This window comes from Vibrio sp. Vb0937, from assembly GCF_033338855.1.
Genome location: NZ_JAWOTK010000001.1, coordinates 673,694 through 692,808 on the forward strand (window position 1 = coordinate 673,694; position 19,115 = coordinate 692,808).

The window sequence follows — 19,115 nt, forward strand, 5'->3', positions numbered from 1 at the left end:
GCATTACAGTACTGGAAGTGAACGATCCACCAGTCGCAGGACCAACTTCTTACACCATTAATGAAGATTCAGTTCTGACCTTTAGTGAGTCGCAAGTGCTGTTGAATGCCTCTGATGTGGAAGGCGATGTAGAGCTTGTTGGCATTAGTTACGATGGTCCGGATGGTATTTTCACTGTTAACGATGATGGCACGTGCAGCTTCGCGCCAAACGAGAACTTTAACGGACAAGTTCAACTTGATGTGACCATTCGAGATGAAGATGGGGCAGAAGTTGATACCGTCATCAATGTGAATGTATTGCCAATCAATGATGCGCCAGTATCGGGTGATTTGGCTTACAGCGTTGATGAAGACGGTGCGATTACACTCAGCCAAGAGCAGCTTCTTTCTCAAGCGTCTGATATTGAGGGCGATGACCTGACTGCTAGCGATTTGACTGTCGATGGAAACGCAACCGTTACAGCGAACGATGATGGCAGCTTCACTATCACGCCAGACGCAGATTTCAATGGTGATATCGACATCAGCTTCGATATCTCAGATGGCACGAATACCGTTCAAGCAACCGCTGACCTAACCGTTAATCCAATCAACAATCTGCCGGTTCCTCAAGACCAACAATTCAGTGTGGAAGAGGACGGCACGCTGCAATTTACTGATGCGGATCTGCTTGCTGGTGCGACCGACATTGAAGGCGATGACCTTTCTGTAACGGGAATCAGCTATGAAGGCACCGATGGCGTTCTAACTGACAATGGTGATGGCACATATAGCTTTGCGCCAAATGAGAACTTCAATGGCGATGTGAACTTCAGTTTCGACGTGTCTGATGGCACAGATACGGTTTCAGCGAATGTAGATGTGAGCGTCACGCCGGTGAATGATCCTCCTGTGGCTGGTTCAACGTCTTACACAGTTCACGAAGACAATTCTATTACCATTTCTGACGCGCAGCTGTTGGCAAACTCTTCGGATTTAGAAGGGGATGTCTCGATTGATAGCGTGAGCTACTCTGGCAGCGATGGTGTGTTGCAAATCAATGGTGACGGCACGTACACCTTCTCTCCAAATGAAAACTTTAATGGTGAAGTGACGCTTGATGTTGTCGTCGCTGATGAAGAAGGCGCAACGGATGCCACCACTGCTGGCATTACGGTGCTGGAAGTGAACGATCCACCAGTCGCAGGACCAACTTCTTACACCATTGATGAAGATTCAGTTCTGACCTTCAGTGAATCGCAAGTGCTGCTGAATGCCTCTGATGTGGAAGGCGATGTAGAGCTTGTTGGCATTAGTTACGATGGTCCGGATGGCATTTTCACCGTTAACGATGATGGCACGTGCAGCTTCGCGCCAAACGAGAACTTTAACGGGCAAGTTCAACTTGATGTGACCATTCGAGATGAAGATGGAGCAGAAGTTGATACCGTCATTAATGTGAATGTATTGCCAATCAATGATGCGCCAGTATCGGGTGATTTGGCTTACAGCGTTGATGAAGACGGTGCGATTACACTCAGCCAAGAGCAGCTTCTTTCTCAAGCGTCTGATATTGAGGGAGATGGTCTGACTGCTAGCGATTTGACTGTCGATGGAAACGCAACCGTTACAGCGAACGATGATGGCAGCTTCACGATTACGCCAGATGCGGACTTTAATGGTGACATTGATATCCAATTCAACATTACGGACGGCACAGACGCTATCCAAGCAACGGCGGATCTAACGGTTAATCCAGTTAACGATCTTCCTGTTCCTCAAGACCAGCAGTTCAGTGTTGAAGAAGACGGCACGCTTCAGTTTACTGACGCAGACTTGCTTGCTGGCGCGACCGACATCGATGGCGATAACTTAACGGTTGATGGCATTAGCTACACAGGCAGCGATGGTGTGCTGACTGACCACGGTGATGGTACTTACACCTTTGCACCAAACGAAAACTTCAACGGTGATGTCAGCTTTAGCTTTGGTGTTTCTGACGGCACTGAGACCGTACCAGCAAATGTGGACGTGAGCGTCACTCCAGTCAACGATCCTCCGGTTGCGGGTGCAACGTCTTACATGGTTGATGAAGACAACGCGATTACCATTTCCGACGAGCAGCTTCTGGCTAACTCTTCGGATGTGGAAGGCGCAGTGTCCATCGATAGCGTGACCTATTCAGGCACCGATGGCGTATTCCAAGACAACGGTGACGGCACTTACACCTTCATGCCGAATGAGAACTTCAGCGGTGATATCAGCCTTGATGTGATTGTGGCGGATGAGCAAGGTGCGATTGACGAAACGACCGCAGGCATTACGGTCATTGAAGTGAATGACCCTCCAGTTGCCGGTCCAACGTCTTACACGATTGATGAAGATTCAGTACTGACATTCAGTGAGTCACAAATTCTTGCCAACGCATCTGATATCGAGGGCGATGTAGAGCTTGTTGGCATCAGCTATGAAGGCTCGGATGGTATCTTTACCATCAATGGCGATGGTACTTGCAGCTTTGCACCAAACGAGAACTTCAATGGTCAAGTTCAGTTGGATGTGACCATTCAAGATGAGAATGGGGCAACCGTTGATACGCACATCAATGTCGACGTATTGCCAATCAACGATCCTCCAGTATCGGGCGATTTGGCTTACACCATCAACGAAGACAGCTCAATTACGCTAAGCCAAGAGCAGTTGCTTGCCAAAGCGGGCGATATTGATAGCGAGAACCTTGAAGCCATCAATCTATCGACAGATGACAACGCGACAATTCAATACAACGATGATGGCAGTTACACCATCACACCGGATGAAAACTACAACGGCGACCTAGATCTGACCTTCGATATCATTGATAACGATGGTGGCTCGGTACAAGTTGGTCTGGATATTACGGTTAATCCTGTGAATGACTTGCCACAAGCGCAAGATCAACAGTTCACGGTAGAAGAAGATGGCACCTTGCTGTTCACGGATGCAGACCTATTGGAAGGCGCGTCGGATATTGATGGCGATGATCTGTCTATCGAAAACGTTCTCTACACAGGTGCGGATGGTGTGCTTACCGACAATGGCGATGGCACTTACAGCTTCGCGCCGAATGAAAACTTCAACGGTGATGTTCAGTTCACATTCGATGTGTCTGACGGCACAGGTTCAACACCTGCATTCATTGATGTCAGCGTGACTCCAGTGAACGATCCTCCGGTGGCAGGTTCTACGTCTTACACGGTTCAAGAAGACGGTCAAATCACCATTAGTGACGAGCAGTTGTTAGCCAACTCTTCTGATGTGGAAGGCGATGTAGCTTTGGCGAATGTTAGCTACTCTGGTAACGACGGTAGCTTCGTGGACAATGGCGACGGCACATATACCTTTACGCCAAATGAGAACTTTGACGGTAACATTTCGCTCGACGTTACGGTCATCGACCAAGATGGTGCAACGGATACGACAACCGCAGGCATCGATGTTATCGCGGTGAATGACGCACCTGAAACGTCAGGCATTCAAGCGGAGGTGGATGAAGATAACGCCATCACCATCACGCAAGAACAGTTGCTTGCGAATGCGACAGACATTGAAGGTGATGACCTTGTTGCCAACAATCTACAAACCAATGACCCGGATGCGACGATCGTAGCCAATGACGATGGTTCTTTCACCATTACGCACACCGAAAACTTTAACGGTGAGTTGGACTTCACTTACAACATCAGCGATGGCGAAAATGATGTTCTGACCACGTTGGATCTGACCGTTAATCCTGTCAACGATGCGCCAGAAGCGGGCGACGAGATCTTTATTCAAGCGGAAGAAGACCAAACAGTGGGTGTTTCTCTGCGTGAAGAGCCTGCGTTACGTCTCGACCAAGCCCCTGAAAACGGCATCATTGAAGCGAATCTAAATGACGAATGGGTACAGCTAGAAGTCGGGCAGGAAGTTCCTGCAGATACGGAAGTACGCTTCATTCCAAATGATGATGCGTTGGCGAACGGTACGCATACCACTCAAATCGGTACGTTTGATGACAATGCGAGTGTTGATGATTGGGGTGATGAAATTGACCCATATACTCGCCAGTTCACTGATGGTGATTTGACGGTTACCGTTCAGAGTAACGACGACCCTCTTGGTGCTTGGAATGGTAACACGCACATTGGGCATGGTATTGGCGATACTGACCGCCAAGGTTTGAGTGGCGATGAAAAACTGACTGTAACCGTTGAAGGTCAAGACATCAACGAAATCAGCTTCCACCTAGATGGTCTAGGCGGCTGGTTTATGGAAGAGTCTCGCCACTTTACAGAAGTGGAAATTCGAGCATTCAACTCTGATGGTGACTTGATCGACTCGATGACTTACCACAAAGAAGATCGTGGTAGTTATGAGACGGATTACACCCTAACGGTGAACGAGCCTGTATCTTACTTTGAGCTAGGAACGATTCAAGGTAACGGTACTTACGTGGTTCAAAACATGACGGTTTCGCAAACTTGTCATGATGAAGCGGTGTTCACATCTATTGGCGTGGACGGCACGGAAATCACGGAAACGGTAGAACTGAATATCCGTGAAGGTGACAGTGAAATCGAACTGACCGCTGACCTGCCAAATGTGACCATCGATACCGAAGGTTCTACGCAGTTTGCCTCTGTGGTTATCACAGAAGAACAGCTTTTAGCACAAGCGAGTGATATCGATAGCGATGTTCTTGATATTCAAAACCTAGAGCTGGTGGGGGATAACGCGGAGCACGCTACGTTAACCGACAACGGCGATGGTACATGGACAGTCACACCAGATGAGAACTTCTACGGTGAGATTGAGCTTGGTTATCAAGTTACGGATGGTGAACTCACTGACGACAACATCATCAACATCAACTTCGAAGCAGTAAACGATGCGCCAATCGTTTCTGGTCCGATTGTATTGTCGACTGATGAGGATGTGGGCATTACGTTTAGCGCGGACGACCTGCTTGCCAATGCAAGTGACGTGGAAGGCGATGCGCTGTCTATCTCTGATATCTCTTACAGCGGTGATAACGGTGAGCTTGTCGACAATGGCGACGGTACTTACACCTTTATGCCGAATGAAAACTTCAATGGTGAAGTCGACATCGATTACAAAGTCTTCGATGGCACCGATGAAGTCGATACCCATCTAGATCTGACCGTTATTCCGGTCAACGATGTGCCAGTCCCTGGTGCACCGCTGCATACTCAAATGCTAGAAAACGGCACCATCATCATCGAAGTAAAAGACCTACTATCAGGTGCGACCGATGTGGATGGCGACATTCTGCATATCGAGAATCTACTGCTTGTTGACCAGTCACAAGGTACGTTGACAGACAACGGCGACAACACCTTTACCTTCGACCCAACTTCGAACTTCTACGGTGAAGTGAACTTGACCTTCGACATCAGCGATGGTCAAGCAAGTGCCCCAAGCACTGCGAAGATCGATGTTGAGATCGTCAACGAAGGTCCAGAGGTTAGCGGTCCAGTTGATGCGGTCGTTGATGAAGATGGCTCAATTACCATCACTCAAGAAGACTTGTTAGCGAACGCGACGGACGTGGATGGTGACAACCTTGAAGCGGTGAACCTATCGACCAACGATCCTAATGCAACTATCGTTGAGAACGCTGATGGTAGCTTTACGATTACACCGAGCGAAAACTTCTTTGGTGAAATCGAATTTACTTATGACGTAACTGACGCGATTGAAACCGTCGCTGCGGATCTAAACCTCACCGTTAACCCAGTGAACGACCTGCCAGATGTGCCTGATTTGTCCTTCACCACAGAAGACGGTGAAGCGATCACTATTACTGAAGCAGAGCTGCTGGCTCAAGCGACGGACATCGAAGGCGATGACCTGTCTGTTGTTAACGTGACGAGTTTAAGCGACACGGTTCAAGTGACAGACAATGGCGATGGCACTTACACATTAACGCCAGAGCAGGGCTTCTTTGGTAATGTTGACCTCACGTTTGATGTGAGCGATGGCACCGATGTGGTGGCGGCAAACATCGACTTGAAAGTTGAGTTCGTCAACGACGCACCAGAAGCAGCGCCAATCGTGGCAGACGTGGACGAGGATGGATCTATCCTCGTGACACAAGAAATGCTGCTTGAAAACGCCAGCGATCAAGATGGTGATGACCTGTACGCAACGGCATTAGAAACCAATGATCCTAATGCCTCTATCGTGGATAACGGTGACGGCACCTTTACCGTTACGCCTTCACAACATTTCAATGGAGACATAGAGTTTACTTATGAAGTAAGCGACGGTGAATTGAGTGTTGCCAATGAAATGACATTGACGGTGAACCCAGTCAATGACATTCCAATTGTTGCGCCTGGCATGTACCACATTGAAGAGGATGGCAGCATCCTGTTCACGCAAGAAGATCTGCTAAGTGGTGCGATTGATATTGATGGTGATGACCTCACTGTTACCAGCATTAATTACTCGGGTGATGAAGGTACTGTAACGGACAACGGTGACGGTACATTTAGCTTCGTACCAGAAGAGCACTTCAGTGGTGACTTGCAGTTCAGCTTTACGGTTTCTGACGGTACTGATGAAGTTGAGCAAGACATTAATGTCCATATCGAAGCCGTGGCAGATGCGCCAGACCTAGTCATCACTGATGGCGATGGTCGAAACGTGGATGACCAAGCGATCTTGGTTGAGCCAGGCGGTATTGTTGAAGTGAACATCGCCGCAGCATTGGTTGACCAAGACTTGTCAGAAACGCTGACTGTGACCGTTGATGGCGTTCCAGAAGGTTCGGTGATCAGCTACGACAACGAAGGGGTACTTAACGATCAAGACAACGGTATCACCAGTTTTAACGATACTGAAATCACGGTTACCTTTGAAGGTGAAACCGCGGGTTACCAAAACGCAGCTGGCTATTACAAAGTTGATGAAGACGGCAATATCACGGGCGTTGAAGTGGTGTACGAAAACGCCTCTCAAGTTGGCGGAGGCGGTGACCTCGTTCCGGGACAAGATCAGTTCAGCTTCCAAATCTCGGAAGGGGAAAGCTTCAACCTATTCTTGATTCCTAACGGTCATAACTTCAATGACTTTGCGTCCATGCAAGATGGCCAGTATGAGTTCCGTGCGGCAGATGGCTCTCCTGCGAACATGGATACGGTCGACCCACAACTCGTGTTTGTGGGTGCTGATGGTTCTGAAACCGTGATTCAAAGCCAATTTGGTGATGCAGTCTTCCATGGCGGCACAAGCTCAGAGCTCAACCAAGATGGCATTGAACATACTCGAACTACTGTGAACGAAGACGGTGAACTGGTTTACGGCTTTGAAGATCTCTACGGTGGCGGCGATGCCGATTATAGTGACTTCAACTTCACCATTGATGTAGGTGAAGTGAACAGCCAGATCTACAGCGGTGAAGTAACAGTCGGTCCAGATGGTTCTGTAACGCTTCCAACCACAGCAATTGAACAAGAGCTACAGATTCAATTGCCAGAAGACTTTAACCAACAGCTAGAAATCAATGTAACGGCAACGGCGACAGAGCTATCAAATAATGATTCTGAAACCGTTTCTCAAACCATCTACGTCAATGCAACGGGTGCTCACATTGAACATACGCCTGAAGCATTGCCTGTTTCTGCTGTGGTTGAAGAAGATGGTTCAATCCTAATCACGCAAGAAGATTTGCTCGCTAATGCGCGTGACTTGGATGGAGACCAACTGACAGCACTGAACTTGGCAACGGATGATGAAAACATCACCATCACAGACAATGGTGACGGTACTTACACCTTAACGCCAGATGCGGACTTTAATGGTGACATCACCTTTACGTTCGATGTGTCTGACGGCGATGATGTTGTCTCAACCAACCTTGAGTTATTGGTGTCACCAGTTAACGATGCGCCTGAACCACAAGATCAAGCGTTCACCATTGGTGAAGATGGTGTGCTGACCTTTACTGATGCGGATCTCCTAACAGGCGCTACCGATATTGAAGGGGATGACCTCTCTGTTGAGGGCGTCACTTACACAGGGGCGGACGGTGTTCTTACTGACAATGGTGATGGCACATATAGCTTCGCACCAAACGAGAACTTTAATGGCGACGTGAACTTCACTTTCGATGTTTCCGATGGCACGGATACCGTGACGGCGAATATCGACGTAAGCGTGACGCCGGAGAACGATCCACCGGTTGCAGGCAGCACGGCTTACACCGTTCATGAAGACAATTCGATTACCATTAGTAACGAACAGCTGTTGGCTAACTCGTCTGATATAGAAGGCGAAGTGGCGATTGATAGCGTGAGCTACAGCGGTAACGATGGCGTGCTGGAAATCAACGGTGATGGTACGTACACCTTCTCACCAAACGAAAATTTCAGCGGCGAGGTGAGCCTAGATGTTGTCGTTGTCGATGAAGATGGTGCAACGGACTCGACCACTGCAGGCATTACTGTGATTGAGGTAAATGACCCACCAATCGCAGGTCCTACCGCATACACTATCGATGAAGACCAAGTTCTAACCTTCAGTGAATCGCAAGTGCTACTGAATGCTTCGGATGTTGAAGGGGATGTTGAGCTAGTAGGCATCAGCTACGACGGTCCAGATGGCATCTTCTCAGTAAACGGTGATGGTACTTGTAGCTTTGCACCGAATGAAAACTTCAACGGTCAAGTACAGTTGGATGTGACCATTCGCGATGAAGATGGCGCAGAGGTTGATACTTACATCACAGTCGATGTCTTACCAATCAATGATGCACCTGTATCTGGTAACTTGGCGTACAGCGTTGATGAAGACAATTCAATTACGCTAAGCCAAGAGCAGCTACTTGCTCAAGCATCGGATGTAGAAGGTGATGCGCTGACTGCGTCTAATCTAGTGGTTGACGGTGATGCAACGGTTACGGCAAATGATGATGGCAGCTTTACCATTACGCCTGATGCGAACTTCAATGGTGACATTGATATCACGTTCGATATCAACGACGGCAGCGACACTATTGTTGCAACGGCGGACCTAACCGTTAACCCAGTTAATGACTTGCCGCAGCCGGAAGATCAAGCGTTCACCATTGGTGAAGATGGTGTGTTGACCTTCACTGTTCAAGACCTGTTGGATGGTGCAACGGACATCGATGGCGATGATCTATCGGTAGAAGGTGTCACTTACACAGGCGCGGACGGTGTCCTAACTGACAATGGCGATGGTACATATAGCTTCGCACCGAATGAGAACTTCAATGGTGATGTGAACTTCACCTTCGATGTTTCCGATGGCACGGACACCGTGACTGCGAATATCGATGTGACAGTCACACCAGAGAACGATCCACCAGTGGCAGGTAGCACATCTTACACAGTGCATGAAGACAACTCGATCACCATCAGTAACGAACAGCTGTTGGCTAACTCGTCTGATATAGAAGGCGAAGTGGCGATTGATAGCGTGAGCTACAGCGGTAACGATGGTGTGTTAGAAATCAACGGTGATGGTACTTACATCTTCTCACCAAACGAAAATTTCAGCGGCGAGGTGAGCCTAGATGTTGTCGTTGTCGATGAAGAGGGTGCAACGGACTCTACCACTGCTGGCATTACTGTGATTGAGGTAAATGACCCACCAATCGCAGGTCCTACTGCATACACTATCGATGAAGACCAAGTTCTGACCTTTAGTGAGTCGCAAGTGCTACTGAATGCTTCGGATGTTGAAGGGGATGTCGAGCTAGTAGGCATCAGCTACGACGGTCCAGATGGCATCTTCTCAGTAAATGGCGATGGCACATGTAGCTTTGCACCGAATGAAAACTTCAACGGTCAAGTGCAGTTGGATGTAACCATTCGCGATGAAGACGGCGCAGAGGTCGATACTTACATCACGGTCGATGTCTTACCAATCAATGATGCACCAGTTTCGGGTAACTTGGCGTACAGCGTCGACGAAGACAACTCAATCACGTTGAGTCAAGAGCAGCTTCTTGCTCAAGCATCGGATGTGGAAGGTGATGTGCTGACTGCGTCTAACCTAGTGGTTGACGGTGATGCGACGGTTACGGCTAATGACGATGGTAGCTTCACTATCACGCCTGACGCGAACTTCAATGGCGACATTGATATCACGTTCGATATCAACGATGGCAGCGATACTATCGTTGCAACGGCGGACCTAACGGTTAACCCAGTTAATGACTTGCCGCAGCCTGAGGATCAAGCGTTCACCATTGGTGAAGATGGCGTGTTGACCTTTACTGATCAAGACCTGTTGGATGGTGCAACCGATATCGATGGCGATGACCTATCGGTAGAAGGTGTCACATACACTGGCGCGGACGGTGTCCTAACTGACAATGGCGATGGCACATACAGCTTCGCACCGAACGAAAACTTCAATGGCGACGTAAACTTTACCTTCGATGTTTCCGATGGCACGGACACCGTGACCGCGAATATCGATGTGAGTGTGACGCCAGAGAACGATCCACCGGTTGCGGGCAGCACCTCTTACACTGTGCATGAAGATAACTCGATCACCATCAGTGATGAACAGCTACTAGCGAACTCATCGGATATTGAAGGTGATGTATCGATTGATAGCGTTAGCTACAGCGGCACAGATGGTGTGTTCCAGGACAATGGTGACGGTACGTACACCTTCTCGCCAAACGAGAACTTCAATGGTGAAGTGAGTCTAGATGTTGTCGTGGTCGATGAAGACGGTGCGGCGGATTCAACTACCGCAGGTATCACGGTACTTGAGGTGAACGATCCACCAATTGCAGGCGCGACTAGCTACTCAGTAAACGAAGACGAAGTCATCACCATTAGCTCTGAGCAGTTATTGGCGAACGCTTCTGACGTTGAAGGTGAAGTTGCGATTGATAGTGTGAGCTACAGCGGCTCCGACGGTATCTTTACCGATAACGGTGACGGCACATTCAGCTTCGCACCAAACGCCAACTTTGATGGCGATGTTAGCCTAGATGTTGTGGTTGTTGATGAAGACGGCGTAACTGCGGCAACTAACGCAAACATCGATGTATTGCCAATCAACGATGCGCCAGTATCGGGCAACTTGGCTTACAGTGTCGATGAAGACAATTCAATTACGCTAAGCCAAGAACAGCTTCTTGCTCAAGCATCGGATGTAGAAGGCGACGCGCTAACCGCGACTAACCTAGTGGTTGACGGTGATGCAACGGTCACGGCAAACGATGATGGCAGCTTCACCATCACGCCTGATGCGAACTTCAATGGTGACATTGATATCACGTTCGATATCAACGATGGCACCGACACTATTGTTGCAACGGCTGACCTAACGGTTAATCCAGTTAACGACCTACCACAGCCAGAAGATCAAGCGTTCACGATTGGTGAAGATGGCGTCTTGCTGTTCACTGATGAGGACCTACTTGATGGCGCAACGGATATCGATGGCGATGACCTATCGGTTGAAGGTGTGTCTTACACTGGTGCAGACGGTGTCCTAACCGACAATGGTGATGGCACTTACAGCTTCGCGCCAAACGAAAACTTCAATGGTGATGTGAACTTCACCTTCGATGTTTCCGATGGCACGGACACCGTGACTGCGAATATCGATGTGACAGTCACACCAGAGAACGATCCACCAGTGGCAGGTAGCACATCTTACACAGTGCATGAAGACAACTCGATCACCATCAGTAACGAACAGCTGTTGGCTAACTCGTCTGATATAGAAGGCGAAGTGGCGATTGATAGCGTGAGCTACAGCGGCGCAGATGGCGTGTTCCGAGACAATGGTGACGGCACTTACACCTTCTCGCCAAACGAGAACTTCAATGGCGAAGTGAGCCTAGATGTTGTCGTGGTCGATGAAGACGGTGCGACGGATTCAACTACCGCAGGTATCACGGTACTTGAGGTGAACGATCCACCAATTGCCGGCGCGACCAGCTACTCAGTGAACGAAGACGAAGTCATCACCATTAGCTCTGAGCAGCTATTGGCGAATGCTTCTGATGTTGAAGGCGAAGTCGCGATTGATAGCGTCAGCTACAGCGGCTCTGACGGTATCTTTACTGACAACGGCGATGGCACATTCAGCTTCGCGCCAAACGAAAACTTCAACGGTGATGTCAGCCTTGATGTGGTTGTGACTGATGAAGATGGTGCAACGGTAGCAATCAATGCAAGCATCGATGTATTGCCAATCAATGATGCACCGGTATCAGGTGATTTGGCTTACAGCGTGGATGAAGATGGTTCTATCACTCTCAGTCAAGAGCAGCTTCTTGCACAAGCGGGCGATGTGGATGGTGATGATCTAACCGCATCCAACCTGACTGTTGACGGTAATGCGACCGTTGTTGCGAATGACGATGGTAGCTTCACTATCACACCAGATGCAGACTTCAATGGCGACATTGATCTGAGCTTCGACATTACCGACGGTGATGCAACCATTCAAGCGACTGCCGATCTGACTGTAAACCCAGTGAACGACCTACCAACGGTTGGTCAGCCACAGTTCGTCACGCAAGAAGACACCAGTTTCACCTTCACCGAAGAGCAACTGCTGCAAAATGCAGGTGATATCGATGGTGATAACCTAACGGTTGAAAATGTTGCTTCTGACAGCGGTACCTTGGTTGATAACGGTGACGGTACGTACACCTTTGCACCGAATGAAAACTTCGATGGCAACGTGAACGTAACGTTTGATGTCAACGATGGCACTGCAACGGTTCCTGCTGAAGCGAACATTGACGTTCAATCTGTGGTTGATATGCCAGAGCTTTCGATTGCTTCGGACTTGGTGATTGCGTCTGATAACTTCGAGTCTGGCTCGAACGGTTGGAACGCGAACACTGAGAGCTCACAAGGCTTCGAAACGGGCGATATGCTGGGTCGTATTGGTGGCACTGGCGGTGATGAAGCGGTAAGCAAAACTTACGATATTCCAAGTGATGTCAACGAAGTGAATATCTCGTTTAGTTTCTACGAAATCGATTCTTGGGATGGCGAGTCGTTCCAAATCTTTGTGGGTGGCGAACAGCTAACCACCTTGGAGAACTCCGCGTTCCGTACTCAAGATGGTACGACAACGCTTTACGATTCTGACGGTAACGAAGTGGGTGAAGTGATCCACGGAGCCTCTCAACGTGAAGGCTTCAGTGGTTGGAACGACCAAGCACACCAAGTGAACTTAACCGTTCCGGTGGAAGACGGTCAGCTTCAGTTAGGCTTTGGTTCTACGCTAAACCAAAGTATTCCTGACGAGTCATTCGGCATCGACAACATCGAAATCACGGTAGCGGACGCGGATTACCAAATCATTGGTACCGAAGATACACCAGTGCCGCTTGATATCGATGCAGCATTGACCGATACCGATGGCTCAGAAAACCTCTCTATCTTGATTGAAGATGTGCCAGAAGGCAGCTCACTATCAGCAGGTGTTGATAATGGCGACGGCACTTGGTCACTACAACCAGGCGAGCTAGAAGGGCTAGAGTTTATTCCTTCTGCAGACTTCAATGGCGATGTGACGTTAACTGTGAACGCTACGTCTACGGATGTGGATACAGGTACAACGGCGACAGCGACGCAAGATGTGACGATTCATATCTCGCCAACCAATGACGCACCAGAAGTGACGGGTGATATCACGGCGGTAACTGCCGAAGACAACAGCATTACGCTGACTCAAGAGCAGTTACTTGAGCATGCCGTTGATATTGATGGTGACGACCTAAGCGCAATCAACCTGAGCACCAATGATGAAAATGCAACGGTTGAAATGAACGAGGATGGCAGCTTCACCATTACTCCAAGCGAGAACTTCTACGGTGACATCGAGTTCACCTACGATGTGACTGACGGGGAAGAAGTGGTCGCGGCTGGTCTCGACTTAACAGTAACACCAGTCAATGACGCTCCAGAGCCACAAGATCAAGCGTTCACAGTGGGTGAGGACGGTATTCTTACCTTTACAGATGCAGACCTATTAACAGGCGCGACGGATGTAGAAGGTGACAACCTAACAGTTGAAGGCGTGACTTACACTGGTGCGGACGGTGTCCTAACCGATAACGGTGACGGTACCTACAGCTTTGCTCCAAACGAGAACTTCAATGGTGATGTGAACTTTACATTCGATGTTTCTGATGGCATGGACACCGTGACCGCGAATATCGATGTGAGTGTTACGCCAGAGAACGATCCACCGGTTGCAGGCAGCACGTCTTACACGGTGCATGAAGACAACTCAATCACCATCAGTGACGAGCAACTACTGGCTAATTCGTCTGATATCGAGGGTGATGTTGCGATCAGCAGCGTGAGCTACAGCGGTAACGACGGTGTGCTAGAAATTAATGGCGATGGTACTTACACCTTCTCACCAAACGAAAACTTTACAGGCGATGTTAGCCTAGATGTTGTCGTGGTTGACGAGGACGGCGCGGTTGATACAACAACAGCGGGAATTACCGTTCTTGAAGTGAACGACCCACCAATCGCAGGCACAACCAGTTACACCATTGATGAAGATGAAGTTATCACCATCAGTGCAGAACAGTTGTTGGCAAACTCTTCCGATATTGAAGGTGAGGTAGCACTAGATAGCGTAAGCTACAGTGGCAGCGAAGGTATCTTTACCGACAATGGTGATGGTACGTTCAGCTTTGCACCAAATCAAAACTTCAATGGTGAAGTGAATCTTGATGTTGTAGTCGTGGACGAAGATGGTGCGACCGCTTCGACGACGGCAAACATTGATGTTCTGCCAATCAATGATGCTCCAGTATCGGGTGGCTTGGCTTACAGCGTCGATGAAGACAACTCAATCACGCTAAGCCAAGAACAATTGTTGGTACAAGCAACGGATGTAGAAGGTGATGCACTAACTGCATCTAACCTAGTGGTTGACGGTGATGCGACGGTTACGGCTAATGACGATGGCAGCTTTACCATTACGCCTGACGCGAACTTCAATGGCGACATTGATATCACGTTCGATATCAACGATGGCACCGATACTATCGTTGCAACGGCTGACCTAACGGTTAACCCAGTTAATGACTTGCCGCAGCCTGAGGATCAAGCGTTCACCATTGGTGAAGATGGCGTGTTGACCTTTACTGATCAAGACCTGTTGGATGGTGCAACCGATATCGATGGCGATGACCTATCGGTAGAAGGTGTCACATACACTGGCGCGGACGGTGTCCTAACTGACAATGGCGATGGCACATACAGCTTCGCACCGAACGAAAACTTCAATGGCGACGTAAACTTTACCTTCGATGTTTCCGATGGCACGGACACCGTGACCGCGAATATCGATGTGAGTGTGACGCCAGAGAACGATCCACCCGTGGCAGGTAGCACGTCTTACACCGTACACGAAGACAACTCGATCACCATCAGTGACGAGCAACTACTGGCTAATTCGTCGGATATTGAAGGCGATGTTTCGGTTGATAGTGTGAGCTACAGTGGCGCAGATGGCGTGTTCCAAGACAATGGTGACGGTACGTACACCTTCTCGCCAAACGAGAACTTCAATGGTGAAGTCAGCCTAGATGTTGTCGTAGTCGATGAAGAGGGTGCGACAGACTCAACCACTGCGGGTATTACCGTTCTTGAGGTGAACGATCCACCAATCGCAGGTGCGACAAGTTACTCTGTCAATGAAGACGAAGTCATTATCTTCACGGAAGAGCAACTGCTAGCGCAATCAAGCGATGTGGAAGGTGACGTGAGCCTAAAAAGCGTCTCTTACAGTGGTAGCGATGGCATTCTAACGGCGAATGACGATGGCACTTATAGCTTCGCGCCAAATGAAAACTTCAATGGTGGCGTAAGCCTAGACGTAGTAGTGGCTGATGAAGACGGTGCAACTGCGACAACCAACGCGAACATCGATGTATTGCCAGTCAACGATGCTCCGGTATCTGGCGACTTGGCTTACAGTGTCGATGAAGACGGTTCAATCACATTGAGTCAAGAGCAGTTACTGGCTCAAGCGGGTGACGTAGACAGCGATAATCTAGAAGCAGTGAACTTAACCGCGGTAGCCAATGCAACCGTTGTTGAGAACCAAGATGGTAGCTTTACGATTACGCCTGATGCGAACTTCAATGGCGATATCGACCTAAGCTTCGACTTGATTGATAACGATGGTGCGAGCGTGGAAGTGGGCGTCGACCTAACGGTGAACCCAATTAACGATGCGCCGCAATCAACGCCAGTGAATATTGCTGGCACCGAAGATACCACCATTCTTATCACGCAGGACATGTTGCTTGCTAATGCAACAGACATCGACAACACCTACGACGAACTGTCTGCTGTCGACCTAGTGATTGATGAGCAATACGGTGACTTGCTAGACAACAGTGATGGCACTTGGTCATTCACTCCGGCTGAGAACTTCAATGGTGATGTGCCAATGTCGTTCGGTGTCAGCGATGGTGATTTAGTGACGCCGGTTGAAGGCAATCTAAACATCGAAGCGGTTAACGATGCACCAGAAGCGCCAACCATCCAGATGCAAGGCGAAGAAGATGTGGTCATGGTGATTGACCCTGCTTACATCGCTGATCAAGTTACGGATCTTGATGGTGACGAAATCAGCGTAGAAAGCATCACGGTTCGTGCGCCTGCAAACGCGACATTAACCCAGCAACCAGATGGTATGTACCACTTGGTAACCACTCAAGACTTCAATGGTTTGGTGGAACTGGGCTACACCGCGACGGATGGTGAAGAAGTGGTTGAAGGCTCGTTGAATGTGGATGTCATTCCAGTCAACGATGCTCCATTCAATGTGGGTAATGCCTTTATGGCAACCGACGAGGATGGCGCATTCACCTTCGACGCTGGCGACCTGATGAACTTGTTCGGCGACATTGACACTGAAAACCTAGTCGTATCACGCATTATCACCGCAGAAGGTGAAGATGGTGGTGAGGTAACAGACAACGGTGACGGTACTTGGACGTTCACACCGACTGGCGATTTTGCAGGGGTTTCTGACTTGCAAGTTGTGGTAAGTGACGGTGAGTTTGAAACAGTACTTGATGTACCAGTGTTTGTTCGCCCTGTTGCGGATGGCGCGGTCATCACAACCGACCATGATGGTCCGTTAGTCTTCGGTGAGGACGAAACGGGTCACCTAGGCTTGAATGTTGGTCTGATCGACGATTCAGAAACACTGAGTAACCTAGTGATGACTGGTTTCCCTGTTGGCTTCGAAGTTACGGATGGTGTGAACACCATTACCATTACGGAACCGGGTCAATACATCGACTTGAACGAGTGGGATATTTCAGACCTGCAAATGACGCCTCCGGCTGACTTTAATGGCGAGTTCTTCGTAACCGTGACCGCAACAACGGTGGATTATGGTGACGAGCCAGAAGAGTTCGAAGATGGCATCGATTCAGGTGACTTCGAAACCCTAGCGGGTGAGCCCGTTATCCTAACCGCTGATGACCTAATCGGATTGGCAGAAAACGTAGACGCTGACGCGGGTGATGAAGTGAAATTTGTTCACCTAGCTGACCGCAGCCAAGGTGAGATTGTCGATAACGGTGATGGCACATGGACATTCAATCCAGCACCAGGCTTTACTGGTGAAGCGGATATCGCTTACGTGATTGATAAAGACGGTGTGCTTCATGATGAGCAAACGGGTGTGGTCGTGAAAGAAGACGCACCACAAGAGAATGCTTCTCCAGAAATCGACAGCATTTCTACCACAGAAATGGCAGCGGATGGCACCTTGTCGTTCACCAATGATGACATGCTGTCGACCTTGAGCGATGCAGAAGGCGACAGCTTGAGCATTGAGTCAGTGAGCCTAATGGAAGGTCAAGGTGTGATAGAGACCGATAACCAAGGTAACTACCAATTCACACCAGCAGAAGGCTACACCGGAGATGTTCAAGTTGGCTTCATTGCAACTGACGGTGAAAACCGCATTGAGAGCTTCTTTAATGTCGACATCCAAGGTGAAGGTGAAACCACTACCAGCGAAGGCTACGCACTGGCTGATGATGGTTCACTAACACTAACGGAAGCACAGTTGATTGATGAACTTGGCATTAGCCCTTCAGCAGAAGTGTTGGATGTCGCCGATGCAAACGATGCTGGTTTCTTTGCGAAATCAGGTGGTGAAGAGTGGACATACTGGCCGAACGATGACTTCGATGGCAATTTGGCTATGGATGTTCAGGTCAACGACAATGGTGAAGTATCGACTCAGAATCTGAGCATCCAAGTTGCGGACGATTCAGCGCAAAGCGACGAGCCACAAATCCAAACTGCTCAAGCATCAGCAGAGCAGCAAGTTGGCGAAGCGCAACAGCCTGAAGAGCAAGCAGCAAACGGTGCAGACAGTGAAGAGGAGAGCGCAGCTGATGTGACTGCAGCACCAGGCGATACCATTTCTATCTCGGTTCCAGATGAGGTCAGCGGTAACGAATCGGTGGATTATGCAGAAATGTCCGGTCTACCTGATGGCGCATCGGTAAGCAACGCACTGGATAATGGCGATGGCAGCTTCACATTAAGTGGCAACCTGAACCAACCAGTATCGGTTGACCTACCAGAAGGTTACGAAGGTACGAGCGAAATCCAATTCCAAGGTTACGACGAATTGGGCAGCGCAGTAGAAGGTGCGAGTGGCACAGTTGAAGTTGAAGTCGATGATCAATACACCATGCAAGGTTCTGCTCAAGATCAGCAACCAGATATGGCGGGTATGGAATCTGGCGGCAGCGACTGGACAAGTGCAGGAGGTCAAGATCAAGGTGTTGACTTCACGGATGACTCTGGCAGCTTCGACTCGGATACTCAAACAGGTACTGACCAAGGCAACGATTTCGATCAAAGCTCAATGTAACCAGTCCTAGACGAGGGCAGTGTCATTGCTTCCCGAACCAAAGCCATGCAGAGCCTACTTTGCATGGCTTTTTTGTTGGTCTTCTTTCTATGAGCTCTAGAAAAAACTTGGAAATTGAAAAAAGTATTCTTAGCTAGTTTATACCCAAGTAACCTCGAGATGTTAGGCTCAGCGAGAATGGCTTGGTTTGTAGACGCG

General features: G+C 49.0%; 1 protein-coding gene. It reads left to right on the top strand.

All coding sequences use genetic code 11. The features are described from left to right. Window positions 1-17: 17 nt before the first annotated feature. Window positions 18-18,917 (top strand): tandem-95 repeat protein, encoded by an 18,900-nt coding sequence (locus R7P67_RS03045; protein ID WP_411912804.1) that lies wholly within the window; start codon window positions 18-20, stop codon window positions 18,915-18,917. Window positions 18,918-19,115: the final 198 nt, after the last annotated feature.